Source organism: Pseudomonas anuradhapurensis (assembly GCF_014269225.2).
Lineage (GTDB): Bacteria > Pseudomonadota > Gammaproteobacteria > Pseudomonadales > Pseudomonadaceae > Aquipseudomonas > Aquipseudomonas anuradhapurensis.
Window position 1 is genome coordinate 1,825,135 of record NZ_CP077097.1, and the last position, 19,880, is coordinate 1,845,014.

Here is a 19,880-nt window from a genome sequence, read left to right on the forward strand (position 1 = left end):
TGCTGCGCAGCCCATCGCGACACGAGGCCGCTCCTACACCGACCGGGTCAGCCGGCCCTTTGTTGCCGGGCCGCTGCGGTCAATTGGCCGCAGTGCTGCCGGCCAGCTTCGGCTGGCGGTACAGGTCCAGCAGCACCTGGTCGAGCACCTGCGATGCGCCCCATGGTTTCGGGTCGTTGAGGATTGCCGCCACCGCCCAGGTATGGCCATTGCTGTCGCGGCTGAAGCCGGCGATCGCCCGCACGGTGTTCAGGGTGCCGGTCTTGATGTGCCCTTCACCCGACATCGCCGTACGTTTCAGGCGCTTGCGCATGGTGCCGTCCATGCCCACCAGCGGCATCGAGCTGATGAACTCGGCGGCGTACGGGCTTTTCCAGGCGGCCTGCAGCATTGCCGCCATTTCCCGCGTGCTGACCCGCTCGGCGCGCGAGAGGCCGGAGCCGTTTTCCATGACCAGGTGCGGTGCGGTAATGCCCTTCTTCGCCAGCCATTGACGCACCACGCGCTGGGCGGCGCGGGCATCGTCGCCATCGGCATCGGTGCGGAACTGCGCGCCAAGGCTCAGGAACAGTTGCTGGGCCATGGTGTTGTTGCTGTATTTGTTGATGTCGCGGATCACTTCCACCAGGTCTGGCGAGAAGGCCCGGGCCAGCAGACGCGCACCTTTTGGCACGTTCTCGAAGCGGTCGCCCCCCTGGATGCTGCCACCCAGCTCGTTCCAGATCGCGCGCACGGCACCGGCGGCGTAGGTCGGGTGGTCAAGCAGCGACAGGTAGGTCTGCGAGTTGCAGCCTTCACCCAGCTGGCCGCTGACCGTCACGCTGATGCCATCGGCCTGCGGCACCGGGTTGTAGCGCACATCACCCGCGCACTGCCGGGAGGCTACCGCCTTGACCTGGTTGTCGATGCGGATACTGGCAATCGGCGGCTCGACCGCAATGGTGACCTTGCCGCCATCATTGCGGGCCACGAAGCGCAGGGCCTTGAGGTTGATCATCAGCGAGTCCGGCTTGACCAGGAACGGCTTGTTTTCATCGCCGCCATCATCGTTGAATTGCGGCAGGTTGGGCTGCACGAAGTGGCTGCGGTCCAGCACCAGGTCGCCGGTGATGGTGCGCACGCCATTGGCACGCAGGTCACGCATCAGCAGCCACAGCTTTTCCATGTTCAGTTTCGGGTCGCCGCCGCCTTTGAGGTACAGGTTGCCGTTGAGCACCCCGTTGCTGAGCGTGCCATCGGTGTAGAACTCGGTCTTCCACTGGAAGGTCGGGCCAAGCAGTTCGAGGGCGGCGTAGGTGGTGACCAGTTTCATGGTCGAGGCCGGGTTTACCGACACATCTGCGTTGAACACGGTCGGTGTACCAGGGCCGTCCAGCGGCAGCATCACCAGCGACAGCGCCGAGTCCTGCAGCTTGCTGGCCTTGAGGGCCTGCTGCACTTTGGGGGGCAGGGTGGTATTGACGGCGGCGGCCTGGCTGGGCAGGGCGAATGGCAGCAGCAGGCCGGCAAGCATGAGGGGACGAAGCTTTTTGATCATAGTGCGTAAATACCCTACGGCGAGGGGAAAGGGCATTGGGGCTGTAAAGGATGATGGCCCCAGGATGAAAGAATGCGCATTATGCCCCAAGCGCAGCGACGATGCGCCACGTTCGACAGAAAAGCACCACCCATGGAAAACCACTGGCCATGAAAAAGGCCACCATGAAGGTGGCCTTTTCAGCGATCGGGCCGGTATTACTCGGCCTTGTTGATCGGCTTTTCCGGGTACCAGGCGTCCAGCAGCGGGCTGACTTCGATCTTGGTCAGTTCGCTGCGGCCCTTGAGCCAGGCTTCAACGGCTGCACGCTGTTCTTCGCTGACCGAGCCGCGTTTGACCGAGCACACCAGGCCGAAATCGTCACCGCCTACATAGTCCAGGCCGTTGGCGTCCATGGCTTCTGCCAGGAACGCGTCGAGGAAAGCATCGATTGCCTGGTCATCCAGATCTTCCTTGAATTCCAGGTTCAGCTCGAAGCCCAATTCCTGAAACTCGTCGACACACAGCTTCTTGCGCAGACGACGGGAGCGGTTTGTGGCCATGAAACAATCCTCTTAGGTAATAACGCCGCGCAGTCTACCAGTTAACACGCCTGGCTGCCTGCCTGTGTGCAGCTATCGGTAGCCAGTTCCCTGGCCAGGGCCCGTTCCACCCGGCACATGTGCCGCGCCAGTGCCTGGCGCCGCCGGCGCAGCTGGAGGGTGGACAAGCCGCCGGCCTCCAGGGCTTCGCAGGCCGCCATCAGCTCGGGGGCTTCGAGCATGCGTGCGGCGCTGAGCACCTTGTGCGCCTGTTCGCCGATGGCCCCGCTGTCGTGCTCCGGATGCAGTGCCATGAGCGTGGCCAGATCGGCCTGCAGGCTTTGCTGCAGGGCTTCCAGGAAGCGCTGGCGGTCGTTGGGGTCATGCCCGACCACTGCAGCCAGCCCGTCCAGGTTATACAGCTTGCGCCGGGGTTTTTGCTGGCGCCGCGGGCGGATGCCGGCCAGGCGCTGGCTGAGCGTGCTGAGGCTGATGGGCTTGAGCAGGCAGTCGTCCATGCCGGCGCTCAGGCATTTGCGCCGCACCTCCGGTTGCGCATTGGCGGTGTAGCCGAGAATGGTGCAGCGCGAGCGCTTGCCATGGCGCTCTTCGGCACGAACCGCAGAGGCCAGCTGATAGCCGTTCATGTGTGGCATGTTGCAGTCGAGCACCAGCACATCGAAGTCGCCCGCCCGCCAGGTAGCCAGGCCTTCACGGCCATCGTGGGCACTGGCATGGTCCAGGCCCAGGTAACCAAGCTGTTGCGCCATCAACTGCAGGTTGGCCGGATGGTCGTCGATCACCAGCACGCTGAGCCGTGGGTCGGGCACGTCGAGTTCTTCAGGCAACGGGGCCTGCAGCGTGGGGGCGTCTACCCGCTGCAGCGGCATCTTCAGGCGCACCTGGGTACCGACATCTTCCAGGCTCCTGATGCTCAGGTCGCCGCCCATCATTTCGCACAGGTTGCGACAGATGGCCAGGCCCAGGCCGGTGCCCGCGCGAGCGCCCTGGCTGTGCGGGTTGGCCTGGATGAAGGGGTTGAACAGGCGTTGCAGGTCGTCAGCGGGTATGCCAATGCCACTGTCGCGCACCTCCAGCTCCAGCACTGCCGGGGTGCAGGCCTCATCCAGGCTGACGTTGATGCGCACCTGGCCATGTTCGGTGAACTTGATGGCGTTGCTCACCAGGTTGGACAACACCTGCTTGAAACGCAGTGGGTCGAGCAGTGCATGGCAGCGTGCCGCGGGGGCGATCATCACTTCCAGGGCGAGGCCTTTCTGCCGTGCCTGGCCCTCGAAAATGCGCCCTACCGATTCGACCAGGGCCGCCAGGTCGACGGTTTCCGGGGCGAGGGTCAAGTGCCCGGACTCGATGCGCACGATATCGAGGATGTCGCCGATCAGGCCCAGCAGGTCCTTTGCCGAGTGGTGCGCCAGTTCCAGAGCGCTGCGGTCCACCCGGCCCTGGTCGGCACGCTTGACCGCCAGTTCCAGCATGCCGATGACCGCGTTCATCGGGGTGCGGATCTCGTGGCTGATGGTGGCCAGGAACGTGCTCTTGGCGCGGTTGGCATCGTCGGCCTGCTGTTTGGCCTGGCGCAGTTCCATGACCAGTTGGCGGCGGTCGCTGATGTCGATCCAGCCGCCGATGATGCCCTGGACCTCGCCCAGCGAGTCGCGATACGGCAGGATCCAGTGGTAAATGGTCATCTCACGGCCCTTGATCCGTAGCGGCCGGTCCATGATCAGCGGGGTGCCGACTGCCATCACCTTCAGGTAATCCGCCTCGATCTGGCGAATATGCTCGTACTCGGCGAACAGGCTGTCTTTCAGGCGTTTGCCAATGACCTCCTCGGAGCACGCCTGCACGGCTTCCAGGTAGCTGAAGTTGCAACTTTGCAGGCAGCCCTCGCGGTCACGCACGTACATGGGGTGAGGCGTGCCGTTGAGCAGGGCGCGCATGAACGCCAGTTGGTCGTTCAGCGCGCGCTCGGCGCGTTGCCGCTGGCGAATCTGCAGGCGCAGGCGGGCGTTCCAGAGCAGCGCCAGCAGCAACAGCACGGCTGCGCCCAGTACCAGCTGTACCGCGAGGCGATGGTAATCCCGGCCGTTGCCGTCATCGTGCAGGTCGAAGCCGCGCCAGCGGTTGTTGATTACCCCCAGCTCCTCCGGCGAGATGCTCAGCAGGGCCTTGTCGAGGATCGAGACCAGCACCTGCGACGAGGCGCTGGTCGCCATGGCGAAATTGGCGGGTTCGCTACCGACAGTGGTGCGGATGACCAGCTCGGGATTGCTGGCCAGGGCATGGTTGGCGTCGACCAGGGTGGTAATCACTGCATCGACGGCGCCGCTGTTGAGCAATGCCATGGAGTAGAACGTGCTTTCCGTCTCGATCCAGCCGATTTGTGGATAGTGCTGTGACAGCATCGCGTCCATGGCGCTGTAGCGGGTAATGGCGATGCGACGCCCGTGCAACTGTTCCAGCGAGGCCGGTGCCTCGTTGTCCTTGCGGCTGACCAGTACGTAGGCGCTTTCCAGGTAAGGGCGGCTGATCTGCAGGTTGTCCTCGGCGTCGCCGCCGGTGGCCAATGCGGCGATGACATCCGCGCGGCCGTCCTTGAGGCGGGCAATCATGTCGGCGATGCCACTGGCGCGCTGCACTTCGAAGCGCAAGCCGGTACGCAGGCGGATGAGTTCCAGCAGGTCGGCGGTAATGCCGCGAATATGCCCCGCGCCATCGAAGTAGGACACCGGTGCGGCTGTGTCATCGATCGCCACACGCATCACCGGGTGGTCGCGCAACCATTGCTCTTCGGCCTCGGTCAGTTGCAGCTTGCGGTCGGTCAGCAACAAATCGCTGCCGGCACTCCAGCGTTTGAAGATGCTGGCGCGTATGGCGGGGGGCTGGCTGTCCAGCACGGCATTCACCAGCTCCATCAGCAGCCTGTCCTGCTGGCGCAGGGCAAAGCCGAAGCCGATGGCTTCGTGCTTGCCGAAGTTGGCCATGCGCAGGCGCGGCAAGTGGCCGCGGTTGAGCTGGTAATGGGTGGAAATGGTATCCCCGATGAACACGTCGGCCTGGCCGAACGCCACGGCATTCAAGGCCTGGCTGGAAGAGCCGAAGGCCAGGAGCTCGGCCTTGGGGTAGGTGCCCAGGACTTCTTGTCTGGGCAGGTAGTGGTAGAGCATGGCCAGGCGCATGCCAGGCAAGCCCACGTCCAGTGCCCGGCTTTCGTCCTCACGCGTTACCAGCACCGGTTGGTCGATGGCATAGGGGTGCGAAAGCGCCAGGCCGTCGCTGGCTGCCTCGTAGCCATTGGCACTGCCAAGCAGATCGATGTCGCCGTGGCGCAGCGCTTCCACCGCCGCCTGCCGGCTTGAAAAGCGCAGTACCCTCACCGGCAACTGCAGGGCCTTGCCGATCAGGCTGGCGTACTCGGCGGTCAGGCCCTGATAGTCGCGGCCACCACTGGTGATGTCAAAGGGTGGGTAGTCCGGTGCCGAGGTACCCAGTACCAGTTCCTGACGGCTGTCGAGCCATTGCCTTTGTTTGGCGGTAAGCGCTGGCAGGGCGGGTTGAGCCGATGACCGGGCCAGCAACGTGTAGGAAGAGGCTTCTTGATGGGTAGCCTGTGCCACGCTGCTGAGCAGGAGCAGGGCGAGCAGCAGGCGAGCGATAGGGCGCGCCATGACCATCCTCAGACCAGTGCATTGCGCTTGGCCATCTCGATCAGGTCGACAAGCGTATCGACCTGAAGTTTGTGCATCAGGCGCTTCTTGTAGGTGCTGACGGTCTTGCTGCTGAGGAACATGCCCTTGGCGATTTCCTTGTTGCTGCGGCCTTGGGCGAACAGCTGCAGCACCATCAGTTCGCGGTCGTTCACCTGCCGGAAAAGTTGCAGGTCGGTATCCGCCGCCTGGTTGTGCTTTATCGCCTGGCTGGGGAAATAGTTATAACCGGCCAATACTGCCTTGATTGCACTGAGCAATTCGCTCAGGTCTTCCTGCTTGCACACATAGCCGGCGGCACCCGAGTGCATGCAGCGTACGGCAAACAATGCCGGCGATTGTGCGGTCAATACCAGAACCTTCAACGGCAATGCCATGGCCTGGAAGCGGGACAGCACCTCCAGCCCGTCCAGCTTGGGGATGCTGATGTCGAGAATGACCAGGTCGGGGTTGGTTTCGCGGACCATCTGCATGGCGTCCACACCGTTGTCCGACTCGCCGACAACCTTGTAATTCTGGTTCTCCAGCAACATACGGACAGCCAGGCGGATGACAGGATGGTCGTCGACAATAAATATGGATTGCATGTTCAACTTCCTGCGGGCGATTGAGGTGACAGGCGGCACCTTATCGCAGTTGGAAGTGATCGGGGATGCGAGGAAGGGCTGTTAGACCTATATGGGAAATGGCTTACAAGATAAAACAAATCTGTCTACGAAATAGGGGGATTCAACACGATGTCAAAACAAATTTGGTAACCAATCATTTTGTTTTTAATCGTGTTGTTTAGTTTGTCGTGCGTATATGTAGGAAGTTTCCTTCAAGCAGGATGGTAGCACCGGGGGCGGGCTGCACCTGCCAGGTTCAGACCGGGCTGGAGCGACCGGTCATCTCGCGAGCCATTTCGCTGGCATAGCTGTCGGTCATCCCGGCGATGAAGTCGATCATGCGCAGGAAGGCACTGTGCAGGGAGCCGTGCGGGTCGGGGGCATTGTTGCCGATCAGGTCCAGCACCCGGCGGCTCTTGAACGAGGGCGTGCGCCCGCCGTGCTGTTCGAGGGCTGCGCCACAGAAGGTGTTCAGCAGAATCTCCAGGGTGGTATAGGCGCCGATCTCGTGCAAGGTCTTGCGCTTGTCCTGGAAGATCTTGTTGCGCGCCATGGCCTTGGCCTGCAGCACGCAGCGTTTGGCCGGGCCATGCATGTGTTCGACCAGGTCGCCCGCCAACTGGCCGGCCAGCAGGGCTTGCTGTTGCTCGACGAAAGCACGGGCGGCGGCGTTGGTCAGGTGTTCGATGGCCTTGCCACGCAGGATGGCCAACTTGCGCCGCCGGGAATCGCCCGGGCCGAGCTGGCGGTAGGTTTCCGGCAGATCGTCGCCGACCAGGTCGAGCAGCAGCGCTTCGACTTCGGCGTATTGCAGCAACTCCATTTCCAGGCCGTCTTCCAGGTCGATCAGCGCATAGCAGATGTCATCGGCGGCCTCCATCAGGTAGACCAGCGGGTGGCGTGCCCAGCGTTGGTGTTCCAGCTGCGGCAGGCCAAGCTTGCGAGCGATCTGCTCGAGCAGGGGCAGTTCGCTCTGGTAGCTGCCGAACTTGTGCTTCTTGTAGCCCAGGGCGTCGGCGTGGCGCGCGCTCCACGGGTATTTCAGGTAGGTGCCGAGGGTGGCGTAGGTCAGCCGGGTACCGCCGTCGAACTGGTGATATTCCAGCTGGGTGAGTACCCGAAAGCCCTGGGCGTTGCCTTCGAAGTTGAGGAAGTCGGCGCGTTCGTCGTCGTTCATGTCATCCAGCCAGCCGCGCCCGGCGGCCTGCTGGAACCAGTGGCGGATGGCATCTTCGCCGGAGTGGCCGAACGGTGGGTTGCCGATGTCATGGGCCAGGCAGGCCGACTGCACGATCATGCCAAGGTCGCTGGGGGCGCACCAGTCCGGCAGGCTGTCGCGCAGGGTTTCGCCGACGCGCATGCCCAGTGAGCGACCGACGCAGCTGACCTCCAGCGAGTGGGTCAGGCGTGTGTGGATATGGTCGTTGCTGGAAACCGGGTGCACCTGGGTCTTGCGCCCGAGGCGGCGGAAGGCTCCGGAGAAGATGATGCGGTCGTGGTCTTTGTGAAAGGGGCTGCGCCCGAGCTCATCGGCGCTGTACAGCGCTTTGCCCAGGCGTTCGCGGGTGAGCAGGGTGTGCCAGTCCAAGGCGCGGTCTCCTGTGCATCGAGGGGTATAGCTTCGGGTGTCCGAAGGGTCAGCGCAAGGGGCAAAGCCTGCGATGAGACCATCGCAGGCGGCATAAAACGCTCAAGGACGGCGGCTGGCTTGCAGATACAGGCGCAGCAGCGGTAGCACGCTGGTGCTCAGGCGCAGCAGCCGCGCGAGGTTGCCGCTGCGTACGCCCTTGCCGGTGAGGAAACCCAGTGCCACCACGGCGCCGATCCCCCACAGCGGTGCATGCTTGATGCCCAGGCCGTCCTGTAGCGAGTTGCCCATGCCACGCACGCGGCGCAACGGTTCCAGCAGCTGCGCGGATTCGTGGCGGATTTCCTGGCGGTGCATTTCCATGCGCAGGCGCAACAACGCCTTGCGCAATTCCCGCGGGTTACGCGTGTCTGGCAGTTCTGGCAGGCTCATGGCAACAGGCGCTCCCGGTCCTTGGCGAGTTCCTCGAGGGTGGCACCGAACGGTGACGATTCGTCGAATACTGCGGCCTTGAGACGCAGCCCGCAGTACAGTGCGGCGATGCCGTAGAACACACAGAGGCCGATGATGCCGGCCAGGCGATAACTGTCCCACAGCAGCACCAACAACAGCCCGGACAAGGCGGTCAGCAGCAGCAAGGCGAACACCAGGGCCAGGCCGGCGAACAACAGCAGGCTCAAGGTGCGGCCCTTCTGTTCCTGCAACTCGATGCCGAACAGTTCGATATGGCTGTGCAGCAGCCCCAGCGCAGCTGCGCCCAGGCGCTTGCCTGAAGCGCTGGCGCCGTTGGCGTCGTTATCCATGGTATCCCCTCAGTGGCGGTTGGCCAGCAGGCCGATCAACAGCCCGACGCCCGCCGCGATGCCGATCGCCTGCCACGGGTTTTCCTGCACGTACTGCTCGGCGCTGCCCAACGCAGCCTGGCCGCGCTCGCGCACCGAGTCCTGGGTCAGTTGCAAGGTTTCGCGGGCCTGGGCCAGGCGCTCGTGAATCTGTCCGCGCAATTCGTCCGCCTGGTCGCCGGCCAGGTTGGCGGTGTCGGCCAGCAGCTTCTCGGTGTCGCGCACCAGCGCCTGGAAGTCAGCCATCAATATCTCTTGTGCAGTCTTTGCCGATTTGCTGGCCATGGGTGTCTCCCTGTCGATGAATGTTGGTAGTTCGAGTGATAGCACACGCGGAAGGTTCAAGTGCCGGCGCTGGTATGGGCCTTGCTTGAGGCTTTGCCACGTTGCGGGGCGTTCGTGGCAGGTTTTGCGCCGATTCAGGGCGCCGACGCAGCGGCTACCGATAAACCTTAACCCAATCCACGACAAACCCAAGAAAAAACCGCGCAGGCCCGCCCGGCTCACCGAAACAGGGCAGGGGGGGGGCACCGATTCGGTGCAGGGATGCAGGTTCTTGAACTGTCCTGGTGCCTTTTCAGCAGGTCTGCCTACTTCATGGAAAACATGCACAGCGCGATGGATTCTCTGGTCCACGGTTCCAATACCCTGTTCATCCTCATGGGCGCCATCCTGGTGCTGGCCATGCATGCCGGCTTCGCGTTTCTCGAAGTGGGTACGGTGCGCCACAAGAACCAGGTCAATGCCTTGTCGAAGATTCTCAGCGATTTTGCCATCTCGGCGCTGGTGTACTTCTTCATCGGCTACTGGATCGCCTACGGGGTCAACTTCCTGCAGCCGGCAGCCGCACTGGCGGCCGACCAGGGTTACGCGCTGGTCAAGTGCTTCTTTCTGCTGACCTTCGCCGCAGCGATCCCGGCAATCATCTCCGGGGGCATTGCCGAGCGGGCGCGCTTCGTGCCGCAGCTGTGCGCCACGGCGTTGATCGTGGCGTTCGTCTACCCGTTCTTCGAGGGGGTGGTGTGGAACGGCAACCTCGGCCTGCAAGCCTGGTTGCAGGCACGCTTTGGCGCGCCATTCCATGACTTTGCCGGCTCGGTGGTGGTGCATGCCATGGGCGGCTGGCTGGCCTTGGCAGCGGTGCTGCTGCTGGGCGCGCGTCGAGGGCGCTATCGCGATGGCCGGTTGGTGGCGTTTGCGCCGTCGAGCATCCCGTTCCTGGCGCTGGGGTCGTGGATCCTGATCATTGGCTGGTTCGGCTTCAACGTCATGAGTGCGCAGACCCTGCAGGGTGTCAGCGGCCTGGTGGCGATCAACTCGTTGATGGCCATGGTCGGTGGCACCCTGTCGGCGTTGCTGGCCGGCCGTAACGACCCGGGCTTCCTGCACAACGGTCCGCTGGCCGGCCTGGTGGCGGTCTGTGCGGGCTCCGACCTGATGCACCCGGTTGGCGCACTGGTTACCGGCCTGGTCGCCGGTGCACTTTTCGTCTGGACCTTCACGGCGGCGCAGAACCGCTGGAAGATCGACGACGTGCTGGGCGTGTGGCCGTTGCATGGCCTGTGCGGCGTGTGGGGCGGCCTGGCTTGTGGTGTGTTCGGCCAGGCGGCCTTGGGCGGTGTGGGCGGTGTCAGCCTGGTCAGTCAGTTGCTGGGCAGCCTGTTGGGCGTGCTGGTGGCACTGGCCGGCGGCTTTGCCGTGTACGGTGCGATCCGCGCGTTGCATGGCCTTCGCTTGAGCCATGAGCAGGAGTTCCAGGGCGCCGACCTGTCGTTGCACCGTATCGGCGCAACCAGCCAGGATTGAGCCAGGTCAGGTGCGCGCTGGGCAGGAGCGGCCTAGAATAGGCTTCTGTGCATGTCAATCCGGAACCTGCCCATGCTGCCTGAATGCCAACTGTTCGGCACCCTCGGCTGCCACCTGTGCGAAGTGGCCGAGGCTGTGCTGATGCCCTTCGTCGATCACGGCCTGTTGGTGGAACTGGTCGATATTGCTGAAAGCGAGGCGATGGTCGAGCGCTACGGCCTGATCATTCCGGTGTTGCGGCGCTGCGACAATGGCGCCGAGCTGCATTGGCCGTTCGATTCCGAGCAGGTCGTGGCGTTTCTCGCGCAATGACGGCACCAGGGGAGGTGCCTCCCTGCTCCATGTGGCGCGCTGCGTCGTGATGATCACTTGCCGGCACACTGAGGCCGGCATTTGCCACCAATCATCAGGACCCCAAGCATGCTTATTACCCCCCATTTCTCCCTCGATGAAATGACCGTTTCGCAGCTTGCCGCCAGGGAAGGGCTCGACAACGACCCGCCAGCCGAGGCGCGGACCAACCTGCAACTGCTGTGCAATGTCCTGGAGCAGGTACGCGCCCTGTTCGGCGCGCCGGTCATCGTCAGCAGTGGCTATCGCAGTCCGGCGGTCAACAGCCGCATTGGCGGGTCGATGGCGAGCAAGCATTTGCAAGGGTTGGCCGCCGACTTCACGGTGATCGAAGTCAGCCCGCGCGAAGTCGTGCGGCGCATCAGCGAAAGCGCCATTCCCTTCGACCAGCTGATCCTCGAATTCGACCAATGGGTACACCTGGCGGTGACCCCAGGCAGGCCGCGACGACAGGTACTGACGATTCGCAGAGGCAGCGGCTACGAGGAGGGGCTGCAATGAAGCGCATTGACGGCAGCAAGGGGATGTTCGTATGCTGTATATAAATACAGTATCGAGGTAAAGCCATGCTCAATGTCGAGCAACTCAAGTACAGCGTCAACCGCATGCCCGTCGAACGGGTGGCCGACGCTGTTCTGGAACTGCGCCTCGAAGGCCTGGTAACCGACGACCGCACGCCGTTCGGCAAGGTCCACTTCAATACCTGCTTCGCCGAGATAGAGGCCTTGTTCCAGCGTGCCGGCTACCACCGCGGGCTGGATGTGGTGGGTTACCAGGGGTTGCTGTATGCCCTGTACGACCCTGGCCGCTGGGAGCCGGTGCAGGTACTGCGTTGGTTGAAGGAGCGCAGCGAAGCGATGGCCAAGGCTGGTTGAGGGCGCGGGCTTGGAGGATAATGCGCGGCCGTGACTGTTTCGAGCCCTGCCATGACCACGCCGTTCGACCCCGCCCGCCAGCAAGCCAGCACGGTGTGCCTGCCACCCGGTAACTGGGCGACGGTACTCGACTGCCTGTGCGACCATTTCAAGGCCATCGACCGAGCCCAATGGCTCGATCGCTTTGCCCGTGGCCGGGTGCTGGATGCCGAGGGGCGAGCAGTCGCGGCCGAGCTGCCGTACAAACGGGGCATGCGCCTGCATTACTTCCGCGAGGTGCCGAATGAGCGGCCGATCCCGGTGCAGGAGGCGGTGTTGCATGTGGATGAACACCTGGTGGTGGCGGACAAGCCGCATTTCCTGCCTGTGACGCCGAGCGGAGAATACGTCGAGCAAACCTTGCTGCGCCGGTTGATTCGCCACCTGGGCAACCCGCACCTGGTGCCGTTGCACCGAATCGACCGGCATACCGCCGGGCTGGTGCTGTTTTCCGCCAACCCGCAGAGCCGCAGTGCCTACCAGCGGCTGTTTCCCGAGCGGCGCATCGATAAACGCTACCAGGCCATTGCCGCGGCCATGCCGCAACACGATTTCCCGCTGGTGCATAAAAGCCGCCTGGTGCATGGCGAGCCGTTTTTCCGCATGCATGAGGTCGAGGGGGAGGCGAACAGCGAAACGTGGGCTGAGGTGTTGGAAAAGCATGGCGACCTGTGGCGTTACGGGTTGTCGCCAGTGACCGGCAAGACCCACCAGCTGCGCGTGCACATGGCGGCACTGGGCGCAGGGATCAGCAATGACCCGTTTTACCCGCAGTTGCTCAAGGAAGACGATGACTACCAGCGGCCGTTGAAACTGCTGGCGCAGAGCTTGCGTTTCGAGGACCCACTGAGTGGCGAAGAGCGTTATTTCGAGAGCCGCTTGCACCTGGATTGGTAATCTGGAGGCTGGCACCGGCGGTGCCGGTGATCGCGGCTGAAGCCGCTTCTACAGAAATAGCGTCAACTGTAGAAGCGGATTCATCCGCAAAGCAGGCGGTACGGTGGATGGCACAGGCTTTGCCGGTGATCGCGGCTGAAGCCGCTCCCAGCGGAAACGGCCTCAGCGGTTGAAACGCTCCACCAGTGAGTACTGAGTACCTGCGGTGCTGGTCAGCTCCTCGCTGAGCAGCGCCGAATGCTGGGCCTGTTCGGCAGTCTGGTCGGCCAGCTGGGCGATGGTGCTGATGTTGCGGCTGATCTCGTCCGCTACCGCCGTCTGTTCTTCTGTCGCTGCCGCAATCTGGGTCGCCATGTCGGTGATGTTGGCCACCGCTTCGCTGATGCCCACCAGCGCTTCGTCGGCCTGCATCACGCGGTCCACGCCTTCCTGTGCCTGGCGGTGGCCGGTTTCCATGGTCAGCACGGCGTTGCTGGCAGTTTGTTGCAGCTTGGCGATCAGCCCATGGATCTGCCCGGTGGATTCAGCGGTGCGCTGTGCCAGCTGGCGCACTTCGTCGGCCACCACGGCAAAGCCACGGCCCATTTCACCCGCACGCGCCGCTTCGATGGCTGCGTTCAATGCCAGCAGGTTGGTTTGATCGGCGATGCCCTTGATCACATCGACCACGCCACCAATCTCGTCACTATCCTTGGCCAGCTGGGTGACCGTCTGGCCGGTTTCGCCCACCGCAGCCGACAGGCGCTCGATGGCTTCCCGGGTTTCCCCGGCGATCTGCCGGCCCTGGCTGGTCAGGCGGTTGGCTTCCTGGGTGGCATCGGCCGTGCGCTGCACGTGGTTGGCCACTTCCTGGGTGGTGGCGGCCATCTGATTGACAGCGGCGGCGACCTGTTCGGTTTCCACGCGCTGGCGTTCCAGCCCCGAGGAGCTCTTGTGCGCCAGGGCGTCGGACTGGCGTGCCTGTTCGCTGAGGTGTTCGGCGCTGTCCTGCAGGCGGGTCAGGCAGGTTTTCATGCGCGCGTCCTGGCTGAGCATGGCCATTTCCAGGCGCGCCTGCACGCCGCGGCTGTCGGTGTACATCTGTGCGATCAGCGGGTCGGAGGTGGTCTGTTCGGCCAGGCGCAGCAGGCGCTTGAGGCCGCGCTGCTGCCAGCCCAGGCCGAGCAGGCCCAGGGGGACGGAAAGCCCGGCGGCCAGGGCGAAGCCCCAGGAATGGCCGAGCCAGTTGCCGATCAGGAAGCCCACCTGGCTGATCAGGATGAACGGCAGCCAGTCCTGCAGCACCGGTAGCCACTTGTCGCGGCGTGGTACGGGCGGCTTGCCTTGGTTGATGCGTTGGTAGAGCGCCTCGGCGCGACGAATCTGTTCGGCAGTGGGTTTGACCCGCACCGATTCGAAGCCAACCACCTGGTTATTGTCGAAGATCGGCGTGACGTAGGCGTTGACCCAGTAGTGGTCGCCGGACTTGCAGCGGTTCTTGACGATGCCCATCCATGGCTGGCCCTGCTTGAGGGTCTGCCACATGTGCGCGAACACGGCAGGCGGCACGTCCGGGTGGCGCACCAGGTTGTGCGGCGCGCCAGTCAGTTCCTCGCGGGTGAAACCACTGATCTCGATGAAAGCATCGTTGCAGTAAGTGATCACACCTTTGGCATTGGTGGTGGAGATCAACCGCTGCTGGGCAGGGAAAGTCCTTTCTCTCTGGGTAATCGGCTGGTTGTTACGCATGGGTTGATAGTCCGCAGGGCTTTCCAAAGCTATCGGCAAGGCCCTGGTTTTATTGAGTGAATATTTGCAAGGCTTGATCTATGGCAATGAGCCATTATGCAATCTGGGGTAGTCGCCGGGCACGTTCAAGCTTGTTTGCGTCATTATTGCGTTTTTACTGCGGATTAATGACGTAGAAGTCAGATGATGACCGATTAGCTAGCCAAGAGCCAGCATTGGGTAGCTGAACAGCGCGAAATGCACCAGGTTCAGGCCGAAATGGCAAAGCACGGCTGCCGCCAAGCCGCCCCAGCGGTACGCCAAGCCGTAGCCCACTCCGGCAAGCGTGGCCAGGTATACCCACTGCCAGCCAGCCCCCAGGTGGGCCAGGCCGAACAGCGTGGCGGCGGCGAGCAACGCCAGCCCCTGATGGCGCAGCAGGCGTTGCAGGCCGCCTTGCAGATAACCGCGAAACAGCAGCTCTTCGGTCAGGCTGACCAACAACAGGTTGTTCAGCAGCCACAACCAGGCTTGTTCGGGCCATTTCGGCGCCCATGCAACCATGCCCAGGGCCCAGGCCCCGCCCAGGCAGGCCAGCAGGGTCAGGGGCAGGGCGCACAGCAGACTGGCCGGCAGGCCCTGGCTGCGCCACAGGATCAGCCAAGGGCAGGCCAGCAGCAGCCAGGCGCCGATCAGCGGTTTGTCCAGGTTCAGGTACATCGTGAAAGGTTGGGCGCCGGGGCTGAAAGTGGTGCTGTCGATGACCTTGGCTGCGTTGAAACCGGGCAGCCAGTGCAGTGCCAGGGCGATAGCCAGCAGGATGAACATCCCATGGCCCAAGGCTTGTAGCCAGCGCTGCGGGCGACCAGCAAGCAGGGCGCTGGTGAGCAGGGCGAGGAAGGTGGGCAGGCTGGCGATGCCGAGCTTGCCGTGGCTCAGGGCGAGCGTGTAACCGAGGGCCAGGAGTAGGAGAGCGATCAGCTGGAGGCGAGGCACGAGTGGTCCTTCTCGGGTAAATGGAAATGGGCCGCTGCCCATCGCTGGTAGGAGCGGCCTTGTGTCGCGACGGGCCGTATAGCGGCCCAAGATTTCAGCTTCGCCGCTACTATCGAGTGGGGGCGCTATGCGCCCCATCGCGACACAAGGCCGCTCCTACAGCGGCCCAAGCATACCCGGTTCAGCCCGCGATCAATTGACGCAACACGTAATGCAGGATTCCCCCGGCCTTGAAATACTCCACCTCGTTCAAGGTATCGATCCGGCACAGCACCTCGATCTGTTCCTGTTGCCCGTCTTCGCGGGTGATGCGCAAGGGCAGGCTCATGCCTGGGTGGAGCTCCGCACCGGTCAGGCCCAGGACGTCGATCTGTTCCTTGCCGGTCAGCCCCAGTTGCTTGCGGTTGTGCCCGGCCTTGAACTGCAGCGGCAGCACGCCCATGCCCACCAGGTTTGAGCGGTGAATGCGTTCGAAGCTTTCTGCCAGCACCGCCTTGACTCCCAGCAGGTTGGTGCCTTTGGCCGCCCAGTCGCGGCTCGAGCCGGTGCCGTACTCCTGCCCGGCGATCACCACCAGCGGGGTGCCTGCCTGCTGGTAGCGCATGGCGGCGTCGTAGATCGACAGTTTCTCGTCGCTGGGCACATGCAAGGTGTTGCCGCCTTCCTCGCCCGCGAGCATTTCGTTGCGGATACGGATGTTGGCGAAGGTCCCGCGCATCATTACTTCGTGGTTGCCACGCCGCGAGCCATAGGAGTTGAAGTCACGTGGCTCCACGCCTTGGGCACGCAGGTAGCGCCCGGCCGGGCTGTCGGCCTTGATGTTGCCTGCCGGGGAAATGTGGTCGGTGGTCACCGAGTCGCCGAGCAACGCCAGTATCCGCGCGCCGCGGATGTCGGTGACCTGCGGGGGTGGCCCGCCGATGTCATCGAAGAATGGCGGGTGCTGGATGTAGGTCGAGTCGGCCTGCCACACGTAGGTGGCCGCCTGCGGTACCTCGATCGCCTGCCACTGCGCATCGCCGGCGAACACTTCGGCGTATTCCTTGTGGAACATCGCCGTGTCGACCTTGGCCACGGCAGCGGCAATTTCCTGCTGGCTGGGCCAGATGTCGCGCAGGTACACCGGTTGGCCGTCGTTGCCGATACCCAGCGGGTCGCAGGTCAGGTCCAGGCGCACCGTGCCGGCCAAGGCGTAGGCCACGACCAGCGGTGGCGATGCCAGCCAGTTGGTCTTCACCAGCGGGTGCACGCGGCCTTCGAAGTTGCGGTTGCCCGACAACACCGAGGCTACGGTGAGGTCGGCGCTGCCGATGGCCTTTTCGATCGCGTCATCCAGCGGACCGGAGTTGCCGATGCAGGTGGTGCAGCCATAGCCGACCAGGTCGAAGCCCAACTGGTCGAGGTAAGTGCTGAGCCCGGCGGCTTTGAAGTAGTCGGTGACGACCTTGGAGCCCGGTGCCAGCGAGCTCTTGACCCAGGGTTTGCGTTGCAGGCCTTTTTCCAGGGCCTTTTTCGCCACCAGCCCGGCGGCCATCATCACGCTGGGGTTGGAGGTGTTGGTGCAGGAGGTGATCGCAGCGATCACCACCGCGCCATCGCGCAGGGTATGGGTCTGGCCTTGATGGCTGTAGTCGATTTCTCCTGCCTGGTCGGCGTTGCCCACCGCCACGCCGCCGCCACCTTCGCTTTCCAGGCGGCCGACTTCCTTGGCCAGGGGTTTGGGTTGCAGTTCGATGAAGTGGTCGAAGGCCTGGCGCACCTGGCCCAGGGCCACGCGGTCCTGCGGCCGCTTGGGCCCGGCCAGGCTGGCCTCGACCTCGTGCATGTCCAGCGCCAGGCTGTCACTGAACAGCGGTTCCTGCCCTGGCATTCGCCACAAACCCTGGGTTTTGCAGTACTGCTCGACCAGTTGCACGGTCGCCTCGGGGCGGCCTGACAGGCGCAGGTAGTCCAGGGTCACCTGGTCGACCGGGAAGAAACCGCAGGTGGCGCCGTATTCCGGGGCCATGTTGGCGATGGTTGCGCGGTCGGCCAGGGGCAGCTCGGCCAGGCCATCGCCATAGAACTCGACGAACTTGCCCACTACGCCTTTCTTGCGCAGCATCTGCGTCACCGTCAGCACCAGGTCGGTGGCGGTGATGCCTTCGCGCAGCTTGCCGGTCAGCTTGAAGCCGATCACTTCCGGAATTAGCATCGACACCGGCTGGCCGAGCATGGCCGCCTCCGCTTCGATGCCGCCCACGCCCCAGCCGAGCACGCCCAGGCCATTGATCATGGTGGTGTGCGAATCGGTACCGACCAGGGTGTCCGGGAAGGCGTAGGTGCGGCCATCGGCTTCACGGGTCCAGACGGTGCGGCCCAGGTATTCCAGGTTGACCTGGTGGCAGATTCCGGTACCTGGGGGTACCACGCGGAAGTTGTCGAAGGCGCTCTGGCCCCAGCGCAGGAACGCGTAGCGTTCGCCGTTGCGCTGCATTTCGATGTCGACGTTCTCGCTGAAGGCTTGTGGTGTGCCATAGCGGTCGACCATCACCGAATGGTCGATCACCAGGTCCACCGGCGACAGCGGGTTGATCCGCTGCGGGTCGCCACCGGCCTTGGCCATGGCAGCGCGCATGGCGGCCAGGTCGACCACGGCCGGTACGCCGGTGAAGTCCTGCATCAGTACCCGTGCCGGGCGGTACTGGATCTCACGGTCGGAGCGCCGCTCAACCAGCCATTGGGCGAGGGCACGCAGGTCGTCACCGGTAACGGTCTTGCCGTCCTCCCAGCGCAGCAGGTTTTCCAGCAGCACCTTCAGCGACATGGGCAGGCGCTGCAGGTCGCCCAGCTGTCGGGCGGCTTCGGTGAGGCTGTAGTAGTGGTAGGTCTGGTCGCCGACCTTGAGGGGCTTGAGTGTGTTCAGGCTATCGAGCGAGGGCATTGCCAACTCCTTCTGCGCCGGTGCCCGGTACGACTCAGGGTTGCCGGGGGCACCGCTCTGTATCGGTCCGCACGCTACGGACCTGGCTGAAAAGTCAGGTTAGACCGCTTTGCGCCACCTGACCCTTTTCTGGACCGGCGGGGCATGTCGCAGGTTCCGATCTTCCTTTATCATCGCCGCCCTGCCGGCGCCTGTGGCGCCCGCCGTAGTGGAGTGAGAGATGAATACCCTGTTCATGCATTGCCGGCCCGGTTTCGAGGGCGAGGTGTGCGCCGAAATCAGCGAACATGCCGCCCGCCTGGGCATTGCCGGCTATGCCAAAGGCAAGCCGCACAGTGCCAGTGCCGAGTTTGTCTGCAGCGAGGAGGGCGGTGCCGAGCGCTTGATGGGGGAAATGCGCTTCAATCAGCTGATTTTCCCGCGGCAATGGGCCCGTGGCGGTTATGTCGAGTTGCCGGAGAACGACCGCATCAGTGTGCTGCTGGCGCACCTGGCGGGGTTACCGGTGTTCGGCAGCCTGTGGCTGGAGGTGCTGGACAGCAACGAAGGCAAGGAACTGTCCACGTTCTGCCGCAAGTTCGAGGTACCGCTGCGCAAGGCGCTGGAAAAGGCCGGTCGCCTGGTCGACGATGCCAGCCGTCCGCGCCTGCTGCTTACGTTCATCAGTGGCCGGCGAGTGTTCGTCGGCGTTGCCCCGGCCAACAACAGCGCGCTGTGGCCCATGGGCATCCCGCGCCTGAAATTTCCTCGCGAAGCTCCCAGCCGCTCGACGCTCAAGCTGGAAGAGGCCTGGCACCAGTTCATCCCGCGCGAGCAATGGGCGCAGCGCCTGGGTGACGACATGACCGGTGTCGACCTGGGGGCCTCGCCGGGCGGCTGGACCTACCAGCTGGTGCGTCGGGGCATGCTGGTGACGGCCATCGACAACGGGCCGATGGCTGAAAGCCTGATGGATACCGGGTTGGTTCAGCACCTGATGGCCGATGGTTTTACCTGGCAGCCGAAGCAGCCGGTAGACTGGATGGTATGCGACATTGTCGAGAAGCCGGCGCGCACTACCGCGCTGATCGAGACCTGGCTGGGCGAGGGCTTGTGCCGCGAAGCGGTGGTCAACCTGAAATTGCCGATGAAGCAGCGCTATGCCGAGGTGCGGCGGCTGCTCGAGCGCATGGAGGCGACATTCAAGGCACGCAAGATCAAGGTGTCGATTGCCTGCAAGCAGCTGTACCATGACCGAGAGGAAGTGACTTGCCACCTGCGTCGAATGGACTTGAAACCGCGTTGAGCACGGCCCGGTAATTGCCGTTGCTTTTAAGCGCGCGGTAGTGCAGGCGCCGCCGATTGCGACTTCAGGAGGCCTCACTCCGGCCTTGCTCCCGGGAGGACGCGCTGCAGGCCCCATCCATGGGGCCTCAGCGCTTGACGGGCATCCATGCCCGTCACCTCCCTCCGCAAGGCCTGC

General features: G+C 63.7%; 17 protein-coding genes. 6 read left to right on the top strand and 11 right to left on the bottom strand.

The window, feature by feature from the left end; genetic code table 11:
• Positions 1–79: 79 nt before the first annotated feature.
• The 8 genes from dacB to HU763_RS08515 all read right to left on the bottom strand — a co-directional run bounded on the left by dacB (position 80) and on the right by HU763_RS08515 (position 9,109).
• Positions 80–1,537 (bottom strand): D-alanyl-D-alanine carboxypeptidase/D-alanyl-D-alanine endopeptidase, encoded by a 1,458-nt coding sequence (gene dacB / locus HU763_RS08480; RefSeq protein WP_186690659.1) that lies wholly within the window; start codon positions 1,535–1,537, stop codon positions 80–82.
• A gap of 197 nt (positions 1,538–1,734) precedes the next feature.
• Entirely contained in the window at positions 1,735–2,079 is a 345-nt protein-coding gene (locus HU763_RS08485; protein WP_004376110.1) for a YggL family protein, read from the bottom strand.
• A gap of 41 nt (positions 2,080–2,120) precedes the next feature.
• The gene (locus HU763_RS08490) at positions 2,121–5,747 is read right to left on the bottom strand and encodes an ATP-binding protein (protein WP_186690657.1); all 3,627 of its coding nucleotides are present in this window, start codon (positions 5,745–5,747) and stop codon (positions 2,121–2,123) included.
• 8 nt (positions 5,748–5,755) lie between these two features.
• Complete coding sequence (locus HU763_RS08495) at positions 5,756–6,373, bottom strand: response regulator transcription factor (protein WP_186690655.1); 618 nt, start codon at positions 6,371–6,373, stop codon at positions 5,756–5,758.
• Positions 6,374–6,650: 277 nt separating this feature from the next.
• A complete protein-coding gene (locus tag HU763_RS08500; protein ID WP_186690653.1) occupies positions 6,651–7,982 on the bottom strand; it encodes a deoxyguanosinetriphosphate triphosphohydrolase in 1,332 nt (443 codons plus the stop codon).
• Positions 7,983–8,084: 102 nt separating this feature from the next.
• Entirely contained in the window at positions 8,085–8,414 is a 330-nt protein-coding gene (locus HU763_RS08505; protein WP_186690651.1) for a hypothetical protein, read from the bottom strand.
• Positions 8,411–8,785, bottom strand: a complete 375-nt coding sequence (locus tag HU763_RS08510) for a phage holin family protein (protein ID WP_051098817.1) — start codon at positions 8,783–8,785, stop codon at positions 8,411–8,413. The genes HU763_RS08505 and HU763_RS08510 overlap by 4 nt, the downstream gene beginning before the upstream one ends.
• A 9-nt stretch (positions 8,786–8,794) precedes the next feature.
• Entirely contained in the window at positions 8,795–9,109 is a 315-nt protein-coding gene (locus HU763_RS08515) for an ElaB/YgaM/YqjD family protein (RefSeq protein ID WP_170029062.1), read from the bottom strand.
• 312 nt (positions 9,110–9,421) lie between these two features.
• On the opposite strand from HU763_RS08515, the gene HU763_RS08520 reads away from it, so the two are divergent.
• The 5 genes from HU763_RS08520 (at position 9,422) to HU763_RS08540 (ending at position 12,792) form a co-directional block, all read left to right on the top strand.
• Positions 9,422–10,630 (top strand): ammonium transporter, encoded by a 1,209-nt coding sequence (locus tag HU763_RS08520; protein ID WP_186690649.1) that lies wholly within the window; start codon positions 9,422–9,424, stop codon positions 10,628–10,630.
• A gap of 72 nt (positions 10,631–10,702) precedes the next feature.
• A complete protein-coding gene (locus HU763_RS08525) occupies positions 10,703–10,942 on the top strand; it encodes a glutaredoxin family protein (protein ID WP_186690647.1) in 240 nt (79 codons plus the stop codon).
• Positions 10,943–11,050: 108 nt separating this feature from the next.
• Positions 11,051–11,482, top strand: coding sequence for a D-Ala-D-Ala carboxypeptidase family metallohydrolase (locus HU763_RS08530; protein ID WP_186690645.1), 432 nt, complete (start codon positions 11,051–11,053; stop codon positions 11,480–11,482).
• A gap of 65 nt (positions 11,483–11,547) precedes the next feature.
• Positions 11,548–11,856, top strand: coding sequence for a transcriptional regulator (locus HU763_RS08535; RefSeq protein WP_170029066.1), 309 nt, complete (start codon positions 11,548–11,550; stop codon positions 11,854–11,856).
• A gap of 51 nt (positions 11,857–11,907) precedes the next feature.
• Positions 11,908–12,792, top strand: a complete 885-nt coding sequence (locus tag HU763_RS08540; RefSeq protein WP_186690643.1) for a pseudouridine synthase — start codon at positions 11,908–11,910, stop codon at positions 12,790–12,792.
• 162 nt (positions 12,793–12,954) lie between these two features.
• Here HU763_RS08540 and HU763_RS08545 read toward each other — a convergent pair whose 3' ends face one another.
• The 3 genes from HU763_RS08545 to acnA form a co-directional block, all read right to left on the bottom strand.
• Positions 12,955–14,520, bottom strand: a complete 1,566-nt coding sequence (locus HU763_RS08545) for a methyl-accepting chemotaxis protein (RefSeq protein WP_186690641.1) — start codon at positions 14,518–14,520, stop codon at positions 12,955–12,957.
• 198 nt (positions 14,521–14,718) lie between these two features.
• A complete protein-coding gene (locus tag HU763_RS08550) occupies positions 14,719–15,495 on the bottom strand; it encodes a CPBP family intramembrane glutamic endopeptidase (RefSeq protein ID WP_225931939.1) in 777 nt (258 codons plus the stop codon).
• A 181-nt stretch (positions 15,496–15,676) separates the two neighbouring features.
• Complete coding sequence (acnA, locus tag HU763_RS08555; RefSeq protein ID WP_186690637.1) at positions 15,677–18,418, bottom strand: aconitate hydratase AcnA; 2,742 nt, start codon at positions 18,416–18,418, stop codon at positions 15,677–15,679.
• A 220-nt stretch (positions 18,419–18,638) separates the two neighbouring features.
• Here acnA and rlmM point away from each other — a divergent pair, with 220 nt between their 5' ends.
• Positions 18,639–19,703, top strand: a complete 1,065-nt coding sequence (rlmM, locus tag HU763_RS08560) for a 23S rRNA (cytidine(2498)-2'-O)-methyltransferase RlmM (protein ID WP_186690635.1) — start codon at positions 18,639–18,641, stop codon at positions 19,701–19,703.
• Positions 19,704–19,880: the final 177 nt, after the last annotated feature.